We start from the raw sequence: 21,934 nt of genomic DNA, 5'->3' as shown, positions 1-21,934 counted from the left end.
GACTTGATTGGCATTGTTGCATGGCTTCCAAATCATCATTGTGAGGGAACTTTAGTGAACGTGGCAATCTCATGAATTCTATCGAGATTGCTTCGTCAATTACTACATCATGTCCTCGCAATGACGCAAAATACAAACAATACTGACTAAATATAATAATGATTAAATATTATGCAGGACTTAAAACACAATAAACCTCAAATTACTCCGGAACAATTAAAACAATTATTGTCCTTAAGAGAAGATGCATTAAATCTTAAAAGTCAAAGTTCTAAACGTAAAGCTTTAATAAATACTACATTAAAGAAAACCTCTCATGCTATAGAATTCTTATTAGTAAAACTTGATAGGTTTGTTAATTTTATTACCAAGAAAACCGATAAAGATCGTAATAACGTAACCCAAGCTGCAAGATCACCTATACTTTTCGGTATTTATGTTATGATCTTTTTAGTATTAATAGGTGGATTATGGTCGGCTCTTGCTCCACTTGATAGTGGTGCTATAGCTGTCGGTATCGTAATGCCAAGCACAAATAAAAAAACGATTCAACATCATGAAGGCGGAATAATCAATGCTATTTATGTGAAGCAAGGTGATAAAGTCAAAGAAGGCGATAAATTAATAGAGCTTGAAGAAACTAGAATAAAAAGCGAACATGAAAATATTCTTGGTCAGTACCGTAATTTTTTAGCAACTGAAAATCGTTTAATTGCCGAACGTGATAATTTAGAACAAATCGAATTCTCTGATTTTCTAATGCAGGATATCAATTTACCGGAAGTAGCTAAAATAATTCATACGCAGGAAAATTTATTTAGATCTAGAAAAGAAGTATATAACTCAGAGAAAGATGCATTACATCAAAATATTGCTCAACTTGAGAAAAAAATTGAAGGTTTAGAAGCAAAAAAAGTTGCCGCCTCCAAAACTGCTGAAGTTTATCAAGACCGTTTAAAAGCTTTAAGAACGTTAAAAGAAAAAGGCTTTGTACAAAAAGCAGCCTTATTAGACCAAGAGGCAAAAGTTGCAGCTTCAAAAAGCGATGTTGCAACAATTGAAGCCGAAATAGCAGGAATACGCCATGCTATTACCGAAACTCAAATTAAAATTATAAATCAACAAAATAAATACACTGAACGGATTTTAACAGAGCTTCGTGAAGCTCAAGTACAAACCGCATCTCTTAAAGAAAAATATAATGCCCTAACGGATTCGCTTAATCGTGTGATAATCAGATCACCTGTTGACGGTATAGTTAATAGTTTAAAATATCATACAATAGGCGGTGTTATAAGTCACGGACAACCTATTATGGAAATTTCGCCAACTAATGACCCATTAATAATAGAAGCAAAGGTATCTCAAAAAAACATTGACTCAGTACATGAGGGATTAGTTGCAAAAATACGTTTCAGTGCATTTAAATCAAGAACAACTCCAACATTTACCGGTAAAGTAGTAAGCATATCTCCCGATATCGTACAAGATGAAAGACAGTATCCAGGACAACAGCAAGATAATTATTATGTTGCAAGAGTTGAAATCGATATGGATGAATTTAACAAAGTTGCTAAAGTTAAAAATCTTGAATTACACCCCGGTATGCAAGCTGAGGTACAAATCGTAACAGGTACTAGAACACTACTTAGATATTTACTTGATCCTGTTATTGATACTGCATTTAAAGCTTTCAGAGAAAAATAGATAATTTGAAAATTTTAAGTTAGATAACTTTACGAAACCTAAATATTTACAATATTTATTAAAAATTCTTAATCCTTTATTGACTTTGAATCAAAAACAGTATAACTTATTTTGTAATCTAATTAATATACAAAGGTTATGTTAGGCTACGAAAAAGAACAAAGAAGTTTAAATACAGAACAAAAACAAGCAGTCGGATTACTTTCTATAGGTACATTTCTAGAGTATTTTGACCTTATGCTTTATGTGCATATGGCGGTACTTTTAAATAATTTATTTTTGCCGGAATATGATCCTTTCACTTTTTCGTTGCTTACTGCCTTTTCTTTCTGTTCTACCTATTTGCTAAGACCTATAGGAGCATTAATATTTGGGTATATAGGCGATCATTTTGGACGTAAGATTGTAGTTGTTTTAACTACCCTATTAATGGCTATTACTTGTGTGATTATAGGCAGCATGCCAACATATGCACAGATAGGTATAACAGCCTCTTGGGTTCTTACTATATGTCGTATAATTCAAGGTATGTCAGCAACTGCAGAAGCACGAGGTGCAGAGCTGTACTTAACCGAAAATTCATCTCCTCCTATACAATATCCATTAGTAGCAATTATAACCATATTTTCTGCCGTAGGCACTACGGTAGCACTAGGTATTGCATCAATTTTTACTAATCAAAATATTTATCACCATGAGTCAAGTTGGCGTATAGCCTTTTTCGTTGGTGCAACTATCGCTTTTGTAGGTACTATTGCAAGGACTAGTTTAAAAGAAGCAGAGGCATTTTCAAATAAAAGAAACCAATTAAAACTAAGACTTCAAGAAAATAATATTATGCTTGAAGAAATTGACAAAGATATTCTAGATCAAAAAGTTCCAAACACCACTTCTATTTGGTATTTCTTTATCCAGTGTGCTAGACCACCGTGTTTTTATTTCGTATATATATATTGCGGTGATATATTAAAAAGAGAATGTGGATTTACTCCAAATCAAATTATAAATCAAAATTTTTGGGTATCTATAATAGATTTACTCGGTATTATCGGTCTTGCATTTATTAGCTATAAAATCCATCCTTTAAAAATCCTAAAGGTAAAATTATATCTATTTTTTACCTCTCTCATTTTTTTTCCTATAATGTTAAGTTATAACCCTACTCCTTTATATATTTTTATTTTTCAATGTTTAGCTGCATTATTCGTATTTGATCACGTACCAGCATCTCCTATATTTTATAAATATTTTCCGGTTTTTAAGAGATTTAGATATACCAGTATGCTAAGTGCAATAGCAAAATTATTTACTTATATTATAACGTCATTTGGTTTAGTTTATATTACCAATTATCTAGGATATTGGGGATTATTTTTAATTTTCATTCCGGTAGGTATAACTTTTTTTATGGGAGTAACTTATTTTGAGAAAATGGAAACGAATCGAAATTTATAATTTTATTAAAAGTAGAATTTATATTAAATTTTAAATTATTTTTATAACATTCAGCATATATAAGCTCTGAAACTGAAGGTATTTCAAGTATTTCACTTAACACTAAAAAGCTTTTTAATGTCTCTTTAATTATTTTATGAGCTTTTTCAGGCGATTTTGCTTCCAAAGTTTGTAAATTATGTATTCTATCAAAAAGTTTTATAAGAGCAGTATCGTATCTTTTTTGTTTAATTAATAAAATAAGACTTTTCTCGCTACTTATTTTGCCCCAAGGTTTAATTCTAGTTAGACCTGCTACATGCCTTGCTACTTCTTTATCAAAAATATTGCTAATTATGTCTTCAGTAAGTTCAGTATCTTCAATAGTGTCATGAAGTAATGCAGCTTGTAGCATTCTAAAAGTAAAGAGTTTAGGCACTTCTTTTGCTACAAATTCCGCTACCATAATCGTTACTGCGATTGGATGAGAATAATAAGGGTCACCTGATTGACGCATTTGCTCACCATGATATTTACGAGCATAATAAATACCTTTTTGAACTTCTCTAATATCGATAGGTTGTTTGACTTGGGTATTTAAAAATAAAAGCCTTTCGATTAATTGATCTGAATATTTACAGCTTTCAAAATTTTTTTCCCAATATTCTATATCTTTCATACAATCGTCCCATATATATATTATATATTATTTTATTGTTTTTTTTGATGATTATCTTTTATATTTTCAATTATTATTTATTAAAAATCTCTATATTTAATAAATTTTCTATTTTTAATGCTAAAAAATAACTATATATTAAAAATAGTTTTTTACAAAGGTTTATATGTCATTCTTAACTCTATCACCTACATTTTTCTCATTACAACAATATTTCTTTTTCGTCTGTATGGCTTAGGAAGTATTCTTTCGAGGGTTTTTTAAAAAGAACATTACAAAATCTTTTACCAGAACAGCAGATTTTAGCTGTTATTATAGCATCTTTAATATTTGGGATTACATATTTTCAAGGCAGAATATATAGCTTTAAGCACTATATGCGGTTTTTTCTATGGTTATGCATATTATAAAACAGGCAAAATATTTATGCTCTGTGATAGTTCATTTCGGTCTAAATTTATGCCATGTATTATTATTTACTTATCCTGCTCTTAAAACTTTGTGCAATAAATGTAATTCTAATAGACAAAGTTATAGAGTTTTTTTATTTACAAATAGTAAACATAATAACTAAGTTTTATGAACAAAGATCCCTACAGATTTATTACCTTCAGAATATGAGTTAGCAAGCTCTAGTAATGCTGCTTTGACCCTATTTTTAATGGAAGCAACCTTATTATTCTTGTTTGGTTATTGCTGCTACTGTTGTTTCAATAATGAGCCAAAAGATATGGGGCTTGAATTAATCGGTGATCACCACGAACATGATGAATAATATTTTTTAATTATTGCATGGTTCTTAATGTCATTCCTGCAAAAGGCTTGCCTACGTGGCTCGAAAATAGTCATTGCGAGGAAATTATGAAATAATTGATGAAGCAATCTCAGGAGTTTGTTATTATTTCATGAGATTGCCATGCAGTCTACGACTGCTCGTAATGACGGGGTGGTATCCACGCAGGCAATACCCAACCTACAATTTACTTGGATCAAAGCTAAAATTCATCTCTTTCCAATGGTTAAAGCGTGCAGAGTCAAGGTTTTCGATAGGGCTTGCTTGCCATACCGCTCTAATGGCATTATCTGCCAAAGCTTCACAAACACTAGCCGGAATATTAGGACAGATTTTTTTGTTAACCTTTGCCTGCTCAACATTACCTGCTTTATCTAGCGTAATACTAATAATGACTTTTACCTTATTATTACCTCTAACTCCTGCCGGTACATTACTCCAATGTCTTTCAATCTGTCTTTTTATCAAAGATGTTTCACTATCGGAAAGAGGCAGCCCATCCGTATAAACCCCTTTAGCTTCTTGTGCATTATCAGCTTTTTTTGACCTTTGATGCTTATTGGATTTTACATTATCCCCTTCTGAAGATTGCTCTAAATGCTTCAGCAAAGAATCAAGCTCATCGGTTTTAGGCTCTTTTTTCTTCACATCTTTAGGTTTCTCAGCCGGTTTCGTTTCCTCTTTCTTTTCTTCGGGCTTCTTCTTTTCTTCTGCTTGTTTTTTTTCTTCTTCTTTAGGTTTTTCTTCCTTTACTTCTTCTTTCTTCTCAGGTAACGCTTCTTTTGCTTCTTCAGACTTTGGTTCTTCTATAGGTTTTTTCTCTTCTATTTTAGGCTTTGCTTCCATTGTTTTAGCCTCAGGCTCTTTTGTTTTTTCTTCTTTAGACAAATCTTGCGGTTCTTCTTTTTGCTTACTCTGCTCAGATTTTTTAGCGTCTTCGTTTTCTATAGGGGCTTCTTTTTGCTTTGTCTGAGTGATAATATTTGATTTATTGCTAACAGGTAACATTTCAAAAGTTATAGTTTGCTCTTCCGGTAATTTTTCAAAAAGTGACGGCATACCGAATAGAAAAAAATATAAAAGAAGTAAGTGCAGAACAATAGAGAAGCTAAGGGAAACCGTAAAATTATCCTTATTTTGATTACTTTTCATTATTTTTAATATTTGAAATAAGAGCTACACGAGAAAAGCCGGCAGCATGAATTTCGGCAACTATCTCCACTACCTGCCCATAAGAAACATTCCTATCGCCTCTTACAAAAATTCTAGCATCCTTTTTTTCTTTAGTGATACTTGCAAGCTTGTCGGTTAAATGCATTCTTTCTATTGGAATTTCAAGTAAGAAAATTTTGCCTTTATTATTGATCGTAACAACCAAAGGCTCATCCTGACCTGAAATCGGGCTTGAATTTGTCTCAGGCAAATCCACGTTTACTCCTGACACAAGCATTGGAGAAGTAATCATAAAAATAATTAATAGCACAAGCATCACGTCAACAAGCGGCGTAACGTTAATTTCACTAACTACCGCTCTTTTACTTTTTCTATTACTTCCGGCAAGCTTTATAGCCATTACATTTTCTCCTGATCAATTGCCTTAGAAAGTATAGAGTTTAACTCACTAATAAAATCTTCAATCTTATTATTGATAAGAGTAATACGGGAAATCAGATAATTATAAAAAATTACTGCCGGAATAGCTGCAAATAAGCCTATCGCAGTTGCAAGTAACGCCTCAGCAATTCCGGGAGCTACTACGGCAAGAGAAGTATTTTTTGAAGTAGCAATCGATTGGAAGCTATGCATAATCCCCCAAACGGTACCGAATAAACCTACGAAAGGAGCACTTGATCCAACAGTTGCCAAGAAGCTTAAATTTTTCTCGAGCTTTTCGACTTCCCTATTTTGAGCTAAGTACATTGCACCCGTTATACGCTCTTTATGGTTGTTTTTTAAGCCTTCAGAAAGCCCTTTAGTGCTTAAGCTTTTACACTCATCCATAGCTGAGACAAAAATTAAAGCTAGCGGATTATTAACCGACCTCTTTATGCTTTCATATAATTGTTCTAATACTCCACCGGACCAAAACACATTTTCAAATGCCCGCATACTTTTCTGCACTTGCACTAGCTTAAATATTTTATCCAAAATAATAGCCCATGACCAAATAGAGGCAATAAGCAACATCAGCATAACTGACTTACCGATAATGTCGGAGGAGCTTATTAAAGAAAAAATCGATAAATGATCTTGCGTAATGACTTCTAAACCATCGCTAATATTAGTATCTGCACTCATTGAATATATATTATTTAAATTATTCTAAAATTAAATAATATATTCATATTTTATTTTTGTCATTAGGTTATGTGAAAAATTTTAGTCATCAATTTAGTATGGCTTTTGAAAAACACTTCAGTGTCATACCGTGGCTTGACCACAGTATCCAGAAAACAACTAAAAATACTAATATCATTAGTATTTTTAACTGGATTCTGTGAATAAATCACGAGGTGACACATATTTTGAAACCATTAATTTAATATCTCTTGACTCATGTCAATTTTTCATATAAAATGCCGCTCTTAAATTTAATCTAAAGTTGCACATAAAATTAATTCAATATTTAAAAAAACTTAAATCTATAGCTTTTGTTCCATGGCTTAATAAATACAAAATACAAACAATTATTTACCTCAGATGAATTAGAAACTGAGCTGTTTGATGATATAATCATTCAAACTCACGAAAATAAAAAACATTTTAATAAAGAGTTATTTATATGATCTAATAACGTTATTGAGAGAGCAAAAAGAAGAGATAAAGCAATCAGAAGTTGCTATTATTTTTTCTTCGGACTATAGAGCAAATTTATATTCTATATTTACTTGGTTAACTAACTTTCAGTTAGAACAATATGCTAGATTTATATTAAATCTTCCAAAGAATTATAAGGACTATGAAGATTATTTTTTACAAGAAAAACAACAAGACAGATATTCAAAAATCAAAGCTTTTAATAATGTTCAAGATAAGAAATTCTTGGCGAGAAAATATTTCAATTTATCAAAGCACGAACAATCAAATAATTACCCATTGTTTCAAAAAAATACTTTAAAATTGCAAAAATATTTAGAATATCCTTATGAATATAATACTGCAATTGATAAATCTGAATTTCTAGGTTCTGTAGATAGCTATTATAATTATTCTTGTGATAATATATAAAAATTATATATTAATAAAACAATCATTTATTAATAAAATTAATATGCTGAAATCAGAAAATATACAAAAATCCGATAAAGCTCCTAAAGTTATTAAGTAAAGACACTTTTTTTAGACCTTATGGCCTTCCATCTTATTCTATTTACTATATGGATGACGGCACAACTATATATCGTGAATCTAAATCACCTTATTATTATGATAAAGTTAAAATGATAGGGCATGATACCGGATATTTTCATAAATATTTTACTGGATTTGGGTTTGAATAGACATTACTTAGAAAGAATTGCTTTGTGAGTTAATTGAGCCTCTCGATGTCATTCCTAGCTAGAAGCAGGAATCCAGTAATAAAAAGTTCATACACTGTAAGTTTTTAATAATAATTCTATGTAAAATTTTAAACCTTTCCTATCACATTGTAGCAGTTCTTAAGCCCAACTAATACTAAATTATATTCATGAACAATGCAGAACCTTCAATTACTTTTAAGCTTGATATTATAACGGTTTATAACACCCTCAATATATTATCAGAAAGTAACATAAGAAATTTTAGAAAAAACTTTTCCGGTCTTGATGTAGTAGAAATGGATAAAAACTTTTCATCTATACCAACTGTTGGTGCCGCTATAGAAGTAATGCATTATATATTTGGATATTTAAATAGTGAAAAATCTACAGTAAGTAGCAAGAAAGTTACAGAAATTAAGCATTCACTAATACATAAATTAATGCCTAATTATCCATATGAAAGTTACACAAATCATGAATTGTTGAAAAATTATAAAATAATACCAGGCTTTTTTGAATATCAATTAGATGGTGAACTCATAAAATGGATGCCGGATAAAATCATTTCTATACCACCTGATACGCTAACCAAAATTCAAATAATGAGTCTTACCTTTCAATGTAGTATATTAAATAGACACAATGAAGCTACTAAAGAGATATTTAAATGTATAATTGCAGCAATAAATCTATATTTTAATTACTTTGCAAAAGAAGTTGAACAATATAGCAAATGTGCAGAATATCTACTCCCCGTACTAAAGCTTATTGAACCGGAATCTAAGCTTCAAATTACCCAAGCACTAGTACCGTATATAAAATCCAACTTAGATTTGTCAGGTCAATTCTCTGATTTATTAATGGAAAATAAAAATTTTGAAGGGGTCAAAGCTTTACTTGAAGAATCTATTTTTTCGTTAAATACTCACACTGAAAATCAGGTTTTAGCCCAGTGGTATTATAGAACAGGGCGTGTTTATGAAGAAACCAGGAACTATGATATGTCCACTAAATGTTATGAACATGCTTTTGTGCTTCTACCTACACATCCAACAACAGCCTATCATTTATGGTCTAATTATAGAATACAAGGCAAATGTGATAAAACTAATGACTTAATACAAATATGTGCCGGTAGAATATATACAATACATTCTAGAAATGTTAACTAATCCATATGAAATTTCTTATAAGACGTTAGATATAATAAAACAAATACCTTAGTTCCTTTCTATTCATCAATATATGATGGCTATGAATACATGGCTTTTTATAACAGCATTTCCAATAAAAAAATTAACAAAAACCAACAATCAATATTATCAACTAAAAAAGAAACATGAATTTTATCTAGCCACTCACAAGATTACCAACTTCAATAATAATTCTTGGAATATTCCTAAAGAAGGTCAAATTAAAATTGATAATCAGGAAGTAACAAAAGGTACGGATAAATTTCTTGGCAAATATAGAGGATGTGATTGTTACGGTACAATGTCTAAAAAAATCTATAACACCTTTGATAAAAGTAAAGTTACCTCTTTTGTTTCTGCTTTAAAAAAAGGAATAATATATCACAAACACGGAGTAACCGGAGTTAAACTTATTAAAGAAAATGCTTTTAAAGCTAAGTGGGACTGTGATGACTGATTATTTACGAATATATTATATTTTAATGAACAAGGGTTATTATTAAATGTTGATGAGTATGGTAACCATGCTGAAATAAAAAAGTTTATTAGCGGTCATCATTTGGAGTTTTATAATGTGGAGTGATTAACTTTAAGATTCTGCTTTGTTGTATGACTCGATTTTTATTGTCATTGCGAGGAAATTGCATAGCAATTGACGAAGCAATCTCAGGATATTTGACGAGATTGCTACGCAGCCTATGGCTGCTCGCAATGACGATATCTATATTTCATGAGCAATACCTAAAACTTAGGATAATTTTGTAGTAGAACTTAAATAATCGTTGCCGTATTTCTCAATATAATCATCATAAAGATTGTTGATTTTAATTTACCTTTAAAATCAACAATCTTTTTCCTATGGGAAAGAGGAATAATTCCGATCGTACGTTACTAATATTACCGTACCATCAAAATCAATTAGCGATTTTTTAAGAGCTTCTCTTGACTCTATATCAAGATGGTTTGTCGGTTCATCGAGTAGTAAAATATCGGGATTATTAAATAGACTTTGTACGAGTAATACACGAAAGTTTATAACCTTCTGACAACACAGAAAGCGGCTCATAATGGTATTTTTTGGCTATTCCAAGACCTACAAGCAAGCTAGCTGCAAAAATTTCAGAAGTATAACCGTCATTAAAGAAACTGATCTTGTTTTAAACAACCTATTTTGGAGTTTTTTGGTATGTTAATCTCACCGAAAGCTGGCTCTTCTTCCTTAGTTAAGACTTTGAAAAAAGTTGTTTGACCTGCTCCGTTGGCACCTACTACACCATATCGTTTATTGTTTTTAATATGCAAATTTACATCGGTAAATAGTATTTCTTGTACCATAACTCATGGCTAAATCGTTTATAATAATCATATTTTTAGATGTCGTAGTTAAATGGTGTTATTGTATAGACACCTAATCGCCATTGTGAACAACTGCAGATCTTGTTGCATGGCTCGTTTTATGTCATTCCAGCGAAGGCGTTGTTGCATAGATACCGTCCTGTCATTACGAGCAGTCGCAGACTGCGTGACAGTCCAAAACAATAATAAAAAAATTCTGTAAATCAGAATTTTTACTGAATTGCTTCGTCAAAACTTACAGTTTTTCCTTGCAATGACGACCTTCAGTATCCACACAACAAGACCTATGCAGGCATAAAATAAGAGCCATGCGGGCAATGCCGAGCTTGTGGCAAGAGTCATAAATGCTTATTACTTAAAGTTAGTTTTGATGGATACCATGGAAGGTTCACGGTATAACAATAAAAAATCTTATTTCTTCAATAGCTCAAGAGCTTTTGCAAAATCTACTATATATTCTTCTGCTTTTTTTAAGTCTTTAATTTTTAAGTTATTATTCGCCTGCTCTTCATCACCTATAAAAATAATAAATTGAGCATTTTCATTAAAAATGCGTTGCATTCTTTTAGCTATTTTACCTAGAGATTCTATGATAATAGCAATATTTTCTGTTCGCAATTTATCTACAATTTCTAAAGCATAGCAAATATTATTTTTGCCTATAGGTAATACAAATACCGGCTTAACTTCAGATATATTATATTCCCGCATTAAAGCAATTCGCTCAATACCGGCAGCAAAACCGATAGCCGGCACATCATCGTTATTACCCATGATTTTAGCAAGCCCGTCATAACGTCCACCAGCTAGAATAGTAGATTGGCTCCCTAACTTTTTTGTAGTGAATTCAAAAGCAGTATGGCAATAATAATCAAGCCCTCTAACCAAGCGTGGATTTATGCTATATTTCATACCTAAAATATCTAGATACTGTATTAACTCCTCAAAATATTCTTTGGATTCATCAGTGTAATATTCAGATAAAACCGGTGCGTTTGCTATTATTTTCTGATCAGTCTCACTTTTAGAATCAAGTATCCGCATTGGATTTTTGGATAACCTTATTTTGCTTTCTTCTGATAATTGATCTTTAAAATCATTTAGATATTCTACTAATTTTTGCTGATAAACGCTTCTTGATTCATTACATCCAAGAGAGTTAAGCTCTAAGGTAGTATCCTGCTCTATTTCGAGTGCTTTTAATATATCAACAGCTAACTTCAAAGTATCAGCATCAGTAATTGCTCCTTTAGCACCGATATACTCATAATTTAGTTGGTGAAATTGTCTTTGACGCCCTGCTTGCGGTCTATCATAACGAAAAACAGGACCGGTAGAGAAAAACTTTAATGGTAATTTATGTTGTAATCTGTTTGAGATGAGGCTTCTTATAATACATGCTGTAAATTCAGGTCGTAATGCTACGAAATCATTGCTTTTATCTAAAAAACTATAGATTTCTTTGCTGATTACGTCAGAGCTTTCACCCATCGAACGGTTAAAGACTTTAGTATACTCCACAAGAGGAGTACTCATTTGTTTATAGCCGTACAATACTCCAACATCTCTTGCTTTGTTAATTATATAGTCGTGAACTTTATAATCATCCGGCAAGAGATCTTTCATTCCTCGGAGTGGTTGCAGTTTTTCAGTCATTTGGTTAATTTTGTTTTGTTGCGTGGATACTACTAACTCGTCATTGCGAGGAGAGGCAAAGCCTTGACTTGGCAATCTCAGGAATTTTGTACTACTTCATGAGATTGCCATGCTCTCTACGTTCGCTCGCAATGACGGATATCCCCCTCTTAATTCTGCTCTTTTTGCATAAAAAACGATCTTATAATATATAAAACAAATATTGTAATAAACCAATATATTAATGCACGACCTGCGGTTAATAGATTAAATTCACCGTCATATATTTGAATAAATAGTAAATATGCACAAGCAATTAAAATAAACGGTACGATAATAAATACTAAAGGACATCTAAAAGGTCTTTGAGCATCAGGTAGCGTGACCCTAAATAATACCACTATTATTGTAACGGTTATATAATCAATAAGAGCTCCCATTGAAGTTAATTGCGTTAATAATTCCGTAGAACAAAATCCTCCAAGGATAGCGGCTAAAGAAGCAAATATTATAATCGTAATATACGGACTATCATATTTTGGGTGCAGCTTTGCAAAACTTTTCGGTAGTAAACCGTCACGTGCAATAGCATAAAAAATACGAGAAGTACCGTAAATATTCATCATCAACACCGTCATCATACCGCAAACTGCTCCGGTTGCAACAATAGCAGAGCCGATCTTGCTATTATTGATAGTTAAAGCATAAGCAAGCGGTTGATCGTTATTTAACTGATCAAAAGGTGCAATACCGGTCACAAGCCCTGCCATTGTTACATAAACTATAGTAGTTAGAACAAGTGAGCCAATAATACCGATCATTATATCGCGTTTTGGGTTTTTACACTCCTCAGCTGCGGTTGCAATCGTTCCAAAACCCGTAAAAGCTAAGAATAAAATAGACGCACCTACTAAAACATTACTAAAACCGAAAGGCATAAAATTACTCCAGTTAGTAGCATCAAAATGAGGGGCAGCAGCGAGTATAAATACAAATATTGCAGTCATTTTTATGAAAACTAAAATTGCATTTAGTCTCTTACTATCTTTAGTACCTAAATATAAAATAAATCCAATAAATCCCGAGATTAAAAATGCCGGTAAATTTATTATACCGCCGTTTGTCGGTACAGTAGTTAATTCTTTCGGTAAATTGATTCCACCTGCTGCTAGTATTCCTTGTACGTAGCCCGACCAGCCTGCAGCTACTATTCCTGCAGCAACACCAAGTTCTAATATTATAACACTACCGATCATCCAAGCAAATACTTCGCCAAATGCTACATAGGAATAAGTGTAAATACTGCCTGATGTCGGAAGCATTGCAGCAAGTTCAGTATAAACAAGCGCTACAAAGATACAGGTAATACCTGCAATCACATAAGATAACATTACCGCAGGTCCTGAATATTTAGCAGCAATTATACCGGTAACGACGAATACACCTGTGCCGATCATCGCACCAAGACCCAGTAATATTAAATCGAATGCTCCAAGTGTCTTGCTAAGACCGCTTGAACTGCCTATCTCTTTTACTGATTCAAAACTTTTCTTCCTTAAAAAACTCATTAGTTTCTCCTGTTTTAGTGAGCTTATTTTTTTGTGAATTGTGTCTCATTGCGAGCGACTAAAAGGAGCGTGGCAATCTCAGAAGGTCTAACTAGATTGCCACGTCGCTTCGCTCCTCGCAATGACACAATTACCTTATCTCTCTAGTAATCCATCCGCCGCCAAGTACTCTTGCACCGGCATAAATAACGCATGCTTGCCCAGGGGCAACGGCTTTTTCTTCGCATAAAAATTTTACTTTCATTTTATCATCACCGAATTTACTTATTTCGGCTAGACGCGGCGGTCTTGTCGAGCGAATTTTAACTGCTACTTCTAACTTTTCGTTATCTTTAATCTCATCTGCAAGCCAATTCACATCTCTAATGATAAATTCCTGCACGTTTAATGCGGACTCCGGTCCTACATATACTACATTGTCCTTAGGATCAATCTTTACTACATATAAAGGCTCATTATAAGCTATACCAAGACCACGACGTTGCCCTATGGTGTAGTTAATTATACCGCTATGCTCTCCTAGCTCAAACCCGTTTACATGAATAATTTTACCGCTTTCACTGCTATTTGGACGTATTTTATTTATTACGCTCTTATAATTTCCGTCAGGTATGAAACAAATATCTTGGCTGTCGGGCTTATCTGCTACCTCAAGCCCAAATTTACTAGCAAGCTTTCGTGTTTCATCCTTAGTAAGCCCTCCTAGAGGGAAACGTAAATATTCTAATTGCTCTTTAGTTGTCGTAAATAAAAAATAACTTTGATCTTTTGCTGGATCAAGCCCTGTATGTAATTCCGCTCCGTTATCACCGTTTATTTTTCGTACGTAATGACCGGTAGCAAGCTTATCTGCTCCAAGCTCTCTAGCCGTTTTAATTAGATCCCTGAACTTTACCGATTTATTACATTGCACACATGGAAGCGGTGTTTCACCTTGTAAATAGCTATCGACGAAATTATCTATTACCGACTCTTTAAATTTGCTCTCATAATCAAGTACGTAATGGGGAATACCTAGCTTATTTGCTACCATTTTAGCATCGTAAATATCCTGACCGGCACAACAGGCATTTTTCTTCCCTACTGCCATACCGTGATCATATAGCTGCAAGGTAATACCTATAACATTATGTCCTTGTTCATGCAGCATTGCGGCAACCGCCGAACTATCAACCCCGCCTGACATTGCGACAACTATAGTAGACTGCTTATCCCCTAAATTAATCATACCAACCTTAAACAAACAGCAGATTATACTAAATTTATAATTAAATTACAACACTATCTTTTAATATATTAAAATGCTATAATTGGTGTTGTCTAATAATTATCGATTTCGTCATTGCAAGCAGCCCTAGCCCTAGGCTGCGTGGCAATCTCATGAAATAATAACAAACTCCTGAGATTGCTTCGTCAATACTTCGTATTTCCTCGCAATGACGCTTTACTAATCCACCTGGGAATGACAAAATGCTTCAAATAATGCAAAAATTATATGTTATTTAAAATATTATACAAAACAGTTATTATATTAGTTCTAATTTATTTCATACTGATTATTTTAGAATATGCACGTCAAGGTTTTCTTAATGACTTATCGTTACAAAAAGTAGATTTATCTATTCAGAATTCCATAAAAGAACCAATTTATTTAGTTTCTTATGCCGACGGTCTGGAGTATGTTTATCGTAATCAAAATGCAACCACTCATTATGCAATTAATAAAGGTATAGACTTCATATTTAACTATAAGAAAAAGCACATAAATCAAGCGTTTATAGAAAAAAACCAAGAAATTTTTAATGAACCTGCAGGAGCGGGGTTATGGCTATGGAAGCCTTATATTATACTTGAAACAATGAAAAATGCACCAAAAGGAGCTATTATAGTATATTTAGATTCAGCATTTGTTATTAAAAAGCATATCAGTAATTTAACAAATCTTTTAGGCGATAATGATATATTACTGGTACATGATCGCAATCGTAAAAACGGTAGTTTTGTTAAAGGCGAAACTTTTGCTTTAATGGATTGCCTTACAGACGAATGCAGAAATGACGATCACATTTGGAGTGCCGTTATTATTGTGCGTAATACCAAGCTTTCTCGTTCTTTCATTGAAAAATGGCTAAAAAGTTGTGAAGATATTAGAATTCTTTCAGGTAAAAATTATAATATCCATCCTAATTACGATGAATATAAATGGCATCATTCCGATCAATCGGTACTGAGCCTTATATATCATAAAAATCCACAATCGGTTAAAGTAATAGAATATGAAAAAACAACACCTTCTTTATCTTGGTTCCACCGTAAATATTCAAATAGCTCACCGTTAAAACCTTGGTATAGCATATACGGTATAGATCCTATAATTAATTTTAATACTAACGGCAAAGTTTTACCTGCTACCTCTCTTATAAATACTCCGACGATTGTTAGACTTCGTAAATGGGTTATCGAGTATATTCAATGAGCCGGTGTTGTTGCATAATTCCAAAGCCGTCATTACGAGCGAACGTAGAGAGCGTGGCAATCTCATGAAATAATAACAAACTCCTGAGATTGCTTCGTCAATTACTTACGTAATTTCCTCGCAATGACGACATCTCTCGTACTTTAAAAAAACTATAAGATAAAGTAAGTACTTTAATGTCTTGCATTTCAGGATCAAGCTCAAAATCCTTATCTATATAAAATGTAACCGGCATTAAGACTCTTTCGCCGGCTTTTAATAATTGTTCTTCAAAACAAAAACAATGAATTTTTACGAAATATTTTCCTGCTTTATTTGGAGTAACATTATATACGGAAGTACCTATTATATCGTTATCGCTTAGATTCTCCGTTTCATAGAACACTAGAGTATTCTGCCCCGGAACAATTTGCACTCTTTGCTGCCTTGGAATAAACCGCCAAGGTAAATCTTTATCAACATTAGCATCAAACTCGATAATTATAGGTTTAGTGCCTTTTACCTTAGAATATACACTCACCGTTTCTTTTGCAGTAGTGCCGCCATATCCTGTAACTTTACAAAATAAATTATAGATAGGTACGGAAGCAAAACTGAGTAACACCATACTAATTATTAATCCCAGCAAGGAAAAAGCTAAATTTTTATTGGATTTTTTAGACATTATTTGATTTTATTTAAAAATACTCTAGAAAAAGTTTATTTTAGATCATATATGTGTTAGTATAAAAAAAATAGTTTTTAAGGTTAGTATGACTAATAATATTAATGCATTAGCAATTTCTAGCGAATCAGGATTTTATAGCTACTTACAGAAAATCAATAAAATTCCTTCACTTACGCAAGAAGAAGAATTGTTATTAGCAAAATCCTATTTAGAAGGGAATGATTTACAAGCTGCACATAAATTAGTAACAAGCCATCTTAAACTTGTTGCAAAAATTGCAAGCGGCTATAGGACTTACGGTCTTCCTATGACCGAATTGGTTTCAGAAGGTAATATAGGTTTAATGCAGGCAGTAAAAAAATTCAATCCCGAACTTGGTTTTCGCCTATCAACATATGCGATGTGGTGGATTAAAGCAGCCATACAAGAATATATATTAAAATCTTGGTCATTAGTAAAGATGGGAACAACGGCCGCACAAAAAAAATTATTTTTTAGTCTTAATAAAGTTAAGCATAAAATTACTAATTTATACTCAAGGACTATTACTACCGATGATTTTGTACAAATAGCAGATGAGCTAGGCGTTTCGGTTAATGAAGTTTCTGAAATGAATACTAGAATTTCAGGACCTGATTTATCGTTAAATAACTCTATAAATAGTGACGATGCAGAATCCGGAGAATTAATAGAACTATTACCGGAAACACGCCCTACTCCTGAAACTATGGCTATTAATAAGCAAAATTCTACCAGTAAAAGGCAGTTACTATCAAATGCTATGAAGATTTTAAACGACAGGGAACTGCGTATTTTAACAGAGCGTAAATTAACGGATACTCCTAAAACTCTAGATATTCTAAGCAATGAGTATAATATTTCTAAAGAACGTATTAGACAAATAGAAAATACGGCTTTTGAAAAAATAAAGAAGTTTATTTTAAACCATAGTAGAGAAGCAGCTTAAGCCTTATTGGACTGTCATCCCGTGGCTTGACCACAGGATCCAAAAACAACTAATAGTATTTTTACTGGATACCGCGATTAAGTCACGGTATGACAACGGAAAAACGATCCACCCAACAATGCTTTCGTAGGAATGACATTAGTTCAGTACACCTGACCATTCTGGATCAGAAGCATCTGCCGGTGTCATAATTTCTCTTTCATTATGACCTGTTAGATCAATTGCAAAAATTTTGTTTTTTCCCGGAGCTTTAGCACTCGACGGCCAACCTTTAGCAAACATAATAACTCGTCCGTTAGGCGACCAACAAGGACTTTCAACTAAATATCCGCTTGTTATTATCTTTTCACTATTCTCATCATCTTGAGGACATGCTTTCATAATTCCGATATTAAAAGTTTTTCCTCCGTCTCCTTTAGTAATCTTAGTAAATGCTATATAGTCTCCTCTAGGCGACCAGCTAGGAGCTGCGTAAGAACCACCGCCAAAACTAATACGCTGAACGTCACTTCCGTCTGAATTCATGATATATAATTGAGGCACACCGTTTCTATCGGAATTATATACAATTTTTTTACCGTCCGGTGAATAGCTAGGAGAGGTATTAATACCGAATCCGTCAGTTAATTTATGAAGCCGTTTAGTAGCAAGGTCGATTTCATAAATATGCGTCGAGCCGTTTTTAGCTATCGACATTACAGCTTTTCTACCGTCTGGTGAGAATCTAGGAGCAAAAGATATACCGGGAAAATCACCTACTACACTTTCTTTGCCTGTTTTTAAATCTTTTTCATAAACAAGTACTCTTCTTTTAGTAGCATATGAAACATAAAAAATCTTATCCGCCGAACGAGCAAATCTTGGGGTTAAGACTAGTGACTTTCCATTGGTAAGGTATTTATTATTAGCCCCGTCATAATCCATCAAAGCAATTCTTTTTATTTTCGGTAAAGAGCTGCTTTCTGATACATACACTATTTTAGTGTCAAAATAACCGGCATCACCGGTAATTTTTTCATAAATTTTATCGGCAATTTTATGTGCTGCTCTTCTCCATAGATTTTTCGGTACTTCAAGCATTTCACCGGCGAGCTGTTTTTCAAGCAACGTATCCCATAATATAAAGCTAACTTTAAATTTACCGCTTTCTAGTTTTTTAACTTCACCGTTTACTAAAAGACTAGCATTAATTTGACGCCATGCAGCAAAAAGCGGTTTATATTCTATTCCTGTCTTCTCTTCTATAAAAGAGGCAGCAGAAATAGGACGGAATAACCCCGAAAGCTTTAAATCATTAGAGATCACTTTAACCATATCGTGACCTAATACATCAGCGGCAGAATTATCGGCATCAAATTTATTGACCGCTATAGGTGTTGGGTCAGCCCGCCCATGCTCAATGTTTATTGTTTCAAGTGCATAGCTGGTAACGCTAAATAATAGTGATAATATAAAATATATAATATTTCTCACTTAAAATACTCCTTTTTATCAAATTCCGTTATGGTTGTTGTATGTCATTCCTGCTTTCACAGGAATGACATATATTACCCAAAAATCTTCATCAGTTCTTCCCATTCTCTCTTAGTCATATCACTAGTTCCATGGGTAACTTTTTCACCGTTTATCATTCTTTTAATTACATCCAAACCTTTACGTGAAATGTTTGCTCCCTGCAAACGATATTCTTCAAACGCTTCGTAAACAAAAGGAACCCAAGCTTTGACTATCTCAAGCATCTTTTCAGCATAAACTCTAATTTCATATTGAGCGTGAGGGTCGGCTCGCAATCTTAAAAAATGAAGTAAATTATGTAAATTAATCTTCCAATACCATTCCGTATAATAATTTAAAGTTAAATTCATACGAGCAAGCTCTCTTGCTATCCCTGTGGCGTTCTCATCTATAATATTACCCTCTTCATCGGCATTCATCAGTTCCTTATAATGCCCGTAGCACTGTCTAGCATCTTCCTCTAAAATTGCAAGGACCTTTTCAGCCACTTCTTTCGGTAAGCTATCCCCTTCCCTACATTGTTTATTTACAGCAGATTGGGAAGCAATATTTGCCGGTTCAGGTAGATAAAATTCATTACCTAAAATAGAATACCTTGCCGAATATTCGTTAACGCTAGCTGTTCTATGCCTAATCCATTGCCTTGCAATAAATATCGGTAGTTTAATATGGAACTTGATATCACACATCTCAAAAGGAGTGGTATGATAATGACGAAGCAAGTAGTTTATCAGCCCTTTATCTTGGTTTAATTGCTTCGTACCCTTACCGTAAGAAACACGAGCTGCTTGTACTATAGCACTATCATCCCCCATATAGTCGATCACTCTAATAAAGCCGTAATCTAACACTTTTATAGGCTCATATAAGATTTCTTCAAGTGCCGGAACTGTTACTCTTTTTGTGGTGTTATGCATTCTATTTATCCTTTATGTTTTTCTTTACATTACTGCGTTGTTGCATTGCTCGTTTTATGTCATTCCCGCTTTCGTGGCAATGACATAAAGTTATGGAAAATAACTATATAAATTCTTACCGTTTCTTTTTAGCCATAATTTTGCCGGTTGGTATTCGGGATATATATCCTCAACTAGCTCCCAAAAATTTTTACTATGGTTCATTTCTTTTAAATGTGCCATTTCATGAGCTACTAAATATTTCAGTACTTCAAAGGGGGCAAAAACTACCCGCCAATTAAAAACAAGATTCCCTTTGCTACAACAACTCCCCCAACGGCTAACATTTTCCATTATTCTAATATTGGAATAAGTCAAATTATGTTTTTTAGATATATTCTCTACTATTATTTTTATTTCTGCTAATAATTTCTTTTTAAGGAATACTTCTATACTAAGTTTTTTTAGTACCTGACTACAACAATACACTTCTAACGTAGAATCATTTAATTTTATCTGATTTTTAGACGAATCAATATGTATTATTTCATAAGATTTACCCAAAATAGAAATCTTATCTTCATCTTTTGGTATCGCAGTTACATTACGACGTAATTTTTGCCTAACCCAATATTCTTGACTTAACAAAAAATTATGACCTTTTTCGGCTTTTACCTTAAGAGGTAATACAAGCTCTGCACCTTTAGACGTAATGCGGATGGCTATATTTTTAGCTTTGCTACTCCTTCTTACTATAACATTTTGAGGTTCACCATATTTGGTAAGAGTAATAACATCTTCCATTTAAAATTCTATATACTTATTAGGATCAACTGCTATTTTATTTTTACGCATAGCAAAATATAATTTATGTTCTACATGTCCGATAACACTATTTCTAGCAATTTTATCACCTTTTTTCAGTAATAAATCATCTAAACTCGCATATGCTACTTCTAGATCGTCTTTATCTAATTTAACTATTACTAAATTACCGAATTGCTTATTATAACCTGAATATATTACCGTTCCTGCAGCTATCGATTTAACTTCACTATATTCTTTAGCTACAATATCTATCCCTTTACTTTTACCGGCTTTAAACTCGGTAATAATTACCCCATTTAACGGTTTTACAAAGTTTAATTGTTCTATCGATTCTTCATCTTCGTCTTCATTCCGAGACATAGGAATCTCAATATCATCATTATCATCTTCTATAATTTTTGCCTTTGGCTCTTCGAGTCTACCGCTAACTTTTTCTGACGCGGGATTGTCTTCCATAGTTCTTTGAACTATCATACCCTCATCGTAATCTAGTGCGGTAGAATTATTATTTGCAGTAACATCTCCTACTTTATACTCAATTGGAGCCGGTGGCTGATCAACACAAGCAACTAAACAAAAACATATAACGATACTAAGTACAACAGGATATTTCATATATTTAACAAAACTATTATTTACATTAGAAAACAAATCTTACATAGTATATAATTTTTATCATTATTTTCCATCAAAAAATTA

General features: G+C 32.9%; 23 protein-coding genes. 9 read left to right on the top strand and 14 right to left on the bottom strand.

Features of this window, described 5'->3' with window-relative positions; translation table 11 throughout:
• The first annotated feature begins 171 nt into the window (after positions 1–171).
• Entirely contained in the window at positions 172–1,707 is a 1,536-nt protein-coding gene (locus RAF_RS02200) for an HlyD family type I secretion periplasmic adaptor subunit (RefSeq protein ID WP_012719575.1), read from the top strand.
• Between the two features lie 138 nt (positions 1,708–1,845).
• Positions 1,846–3,162: an MFS transporter gene (locus RAF_RS02195; protein WP_012719574.1), complete on the top strand. Its 1,317-nt coding sequence runs from the start codon at positions 1,846–1,848 to the stop codon at positions 3,160–3,162.
• On the opposite strand, the gene RAF_RS02190 is transcribed toward RAF_RS02195, so the two are convergent.
• The gene (locus RAF_RS02190) at positions 3,113–3,820 is read right to left on the bottom strand and encodes an HD domain-containing protein (protein ID WP_012719573.1); all 708 of its coding nucleotides are present in this window, start codon (positions 3,818–3,820) and stop codon (positions 3,113–3,115) included. The two genes, RAF_RS02195 and RAF_RS02190, sit on opposite strands and share 50 nt — an antisense overlap.
• Before the next feature lie 589 nt (positions 3,821–4,409).
• Here RAF_RS02190 and RAF_RS10525 point away from each other — a divergent pair.
• Positions 4,410–4,595: a hypothetical protein gene (locus tag RAF_RS10525; protein ID WP_083762093.1), complete on the top strand. Its 186-nt coding sequence runs from the start codon at positions 4,410–4,412 to the stop codon at positions 4,593–4,595.
• A 198-nt stretch (positions 4,596–4,793) separates the two neighbouring features.
• Here the strand turns inward: RAF_RS10525 and RAF_RS02185 are convergent, their stop codons facing one another.
• The 3 genes from RAF_RS02185 to tolQ are packed head-to-tail and all read right to left on the bottom strand — an operon-like array spanning position 4,794 to position 6,911.
• Positions 4,794–5,765 carry an energy transducer TonB gene (locus RAF_RS02185; protein WP_012719572.1) on the bottom strand — a complete coding sequence of 324 codons (972 nt, stop codon included), beginning with the start codon at positions 5,763–5,765 and terminating at the stop codon, positions 4,794–4,796.
• The gene (tolR, locus tag RAF_RS02180) at positions 5,755–6,186 is read right to left on the bottom strand and encodes a protein TolR (RefSeq protein WP_012719571.1); all 432 of its coding nucleotides are present in this window, start codon (positions 6,184–6,186) and stop codon (positions 5,755–5,757) included. The genes RAF_RS02185 and tolR overlap by 11 nt, the downstream gene beginning before the upstream one ends.
• Positions 6,186–6,911, bottom strand: a complete 726-nt coding sequence (gene tolQ, locus RAF_RS02175; RefSeq protein ID WP_004996137.1) for a protein TolQ — start codon at positions 6,909–6,911, stop codon at positions 6,186–6,188. The genes tolR and tolQ overlap by 1 nt, the downstream gene beginning before the upstream one ends.
• Positions 6,912–7,412: 501 nt before the next feature.
• Here tolQ and RAF_RS09715 point away from each other — a divergent pair.
• The 4 genes from RAF_RS09715 to RAF_RS09260 all read left to right on the top strand — a co-directional run bounded on the left by RAF_RS09715 (position 7,413) and on the right by RAF_RS09260 (position 9,784).
• Positions 7,413–7,841, top strand: coding sequence for a hypothetical protein (locus tag RAF_RS09715; RefSeq protein WP_012719570.1), 429 nt, complete (start codon positions 7,413–7,415; stop codon positions 7,839–7,841).
• Positions 7,842–7,990: 149 nt separating this feature from the next.
• Entirely contained in the window at positions 7,991–8,113 is a 123-nt protein-coding gene (locus RAF_RS10295) for a hypothetical protein (protein ID WP_268738933.1), read from the top strand.
• 188 nt (positions 8,114–8,301) lie between these two features.
• The gene (locus RAF_RS02160) at positions 8,302–9,306 is read left to right on the top strand and encodes a tetratricopeptide repeat protein (protein WP_012719569.1); all 1,005 of its coding nucleotides are present in this window, start codon (positions 8,302–8,304) and stop codon (positions 9,304–9,306) included.
• 73 nt (positions 9,307–9,379) lie between these two features.
• A complete protein-coding gene (locus RAF_RS09260; protein ID WP_012719568.1) occupies positions 9,380–9,784 on the top strand; it encodes a hypothetical protein in 405 nt (134 codons plus the stop codon).
• 680 nt (positions 9,785–10,464) lie between these two features.
• Here the strand turns inward: RAF_RS09260 and RAF_RS02150 are convergent.
• The 5 genes from RAF_RS02150 to RAF_RS09255 all read right to left on the bottom strand — a co-directional run bounded on the left by RAF_RS02150 (position 10,465) and on the right by RAF_RS09255 (position 15,355).
• A complete protein-coding gene (locus tag RAF_RS02150) occupies positions 10,465–10,662 on the bottom strand; it encodes an ATP-binding cassette domain-containing protein (protein WP_004996141.1) in 198 nt (65 codons plus the stop codon).
• A gap of 432 nt (positions 10,663–11,094) precedes the next feature.
• Positions 11,095–12,339, bottom strand: coding sequence for a histidine--tRNA ligase (gene hisS, locus RAF_RS02145; protein WP_012719566.1), 1,245 nt, complete (start codon positions 12,337–12,339; stop codon positions 11,095–11,097).
• A 149-nt stretch (positions 12,340–12,488) separates the two neighbouring features.
• Positions 12,489–13,886, bottom strand: coding sequence for an amino acid permease (locus RAF_RS02140; RefSeq protein WP_012719565.1), 1,398 nt, complete (start codon positions 13,884–13,886; stop codon positions 12,489–12,491).
• Between the two features lie 130 nt (positions 13,887–14,016).
• Positions 14,017–15,114, bottom strand: coding sequence for a tRNA 2-thiouridine(34) synthase MnmA (gene mnmA / locus RAF_RS02135; RefSeq protein ID WP_012719564.1), 1,098 nt, complete (start codon positions 15,112–15,114; stop codon positions 14,017–14,019).
• Between the two features lie 76 nt (positions 15,115–15,190).
• A complete protein-coding gene (locus tag RAF_RS09255) occupies positions 15,191–15,355 on the bottom strand; it encodes a hypothetical protein (protein WP_200858180.1) in 165 nt (54 codons plus the stop codon).
• Positions 15,356–15,381: 26 nt separating this feature from the next.
• On the opposite strand from RAF_RS09255, the gene RAF_RS02130 reads away from it, so the two are divergent.
• A complete protein-coding gene (locus tag RAF_RS02130; protein WP_004996150.1) occupies positions 15,382–16,362 on the top strand; it encodes a hypothetical protein in 981 nt (326 codons plus the stop codon).
• Between the two features lie 97 nt (positions 16,363–16,459).
• Here the strand turns inward: RAF_RS02130 and RAF_RS02125 are convergent, their stop codons facing one another.
• Entirely contained in the window at positions 16,460–17,026 is a 567-nt protein-coding gene (locus RAF_RS02125; protein ID WP_004996151.1) for a cytochrome c oxidase assembly protein, read from the bottom strand.
• An 88-nt stretch (positions 17,027–17,114) separates the two neighbouring features.
• On the opposite strand from RAF_RS02125, the gene rpoH reads away from it, so the two are divergent.
• Positions 17,115–17,996: an RNA polymerase sigma factor RpoH gene (gene rpoH / locus RAF_RS02120; RefSeq protein ID WP_012719563.1), complete on the top strand. Its 882-nt coding sequence runs from the start codon at positions 17,115–17,117 to the stop codon at positions 17,994–17,996.
• A 138-nt stretch (positions 17,997–18,134) separates the two neighbouring features.
• Here the strand turns inward: rpoH and tolB are convergent, their stop codons facing one another.
• The 4 genes from tolB to RAF_RS02100 form a co-directional block, all read right to left on the bottom strand.
• Positions 18,135–19,469 carry a Tol-Pal system beta propeller repeat protein TolB gene (gene tolB, locus RAF_RS02115; protein WP_012719562.1) on the bottom strand — a complete coding sequence of 445 codons (1,335 nt, stop codon included), beginning with the start codon at positions 19,467–19,469 and terminating at the stop codon, positions 18,135–18,137.
• A gap of 74 nt (positions 19,470–19,543) precedes the next feature.
• The gene (thyX, locus tag RAF_RS02110) at positions 19,544–20,428 is read right to left on the bottom strand and encodes an FAD-dependent thymidylate synthase (protein ID WP_012719561.1); all 885 of its coding nucleotides are present in this window, start codon (positions 20,426–20,428) and stop codon (positions 19,544–19,546) included.
• A gap of 90 nt (positions 20,429–20,518) precedes the next feature.
• Positions 20,519–21,211, bottom strand: coding sequence for a M48 family metallopeptidase (locus RAF_RS02105; protein WP_012719560.1), 693 nt, complete (start codon positions 21,209–21,211; stop codon positions 20,519–20,521).
• On the bottom strand, positions 21,212–21,886 hold the full coding sequence (locus tag RAF_RS02100; protein ID WP_012719559.1) for a murein hydrolase activator EnvC family protein: 675 nt from the start codon (positions 21,884–21,886) through the stop codon (positions 21,212–21,214).
• Positions 21,887–21,934 lie beyond the last annotated feature (48 nt).

It is taken from the genome of Rickettsia africae ESF-5 (assembly GCF_000023005.1).
In the GTDB taxonomy this organism is placed as follows: domain Bacteria; phylum Pseudomonadota; class Alphaproteobacteria; order Rickettsiales; family Rickettsiaceae; genus Rickettsia; species Rickettsia rickettsii.
This window is presented reverse-complemented; position numbering and strand designations above follow the sequence as displayed.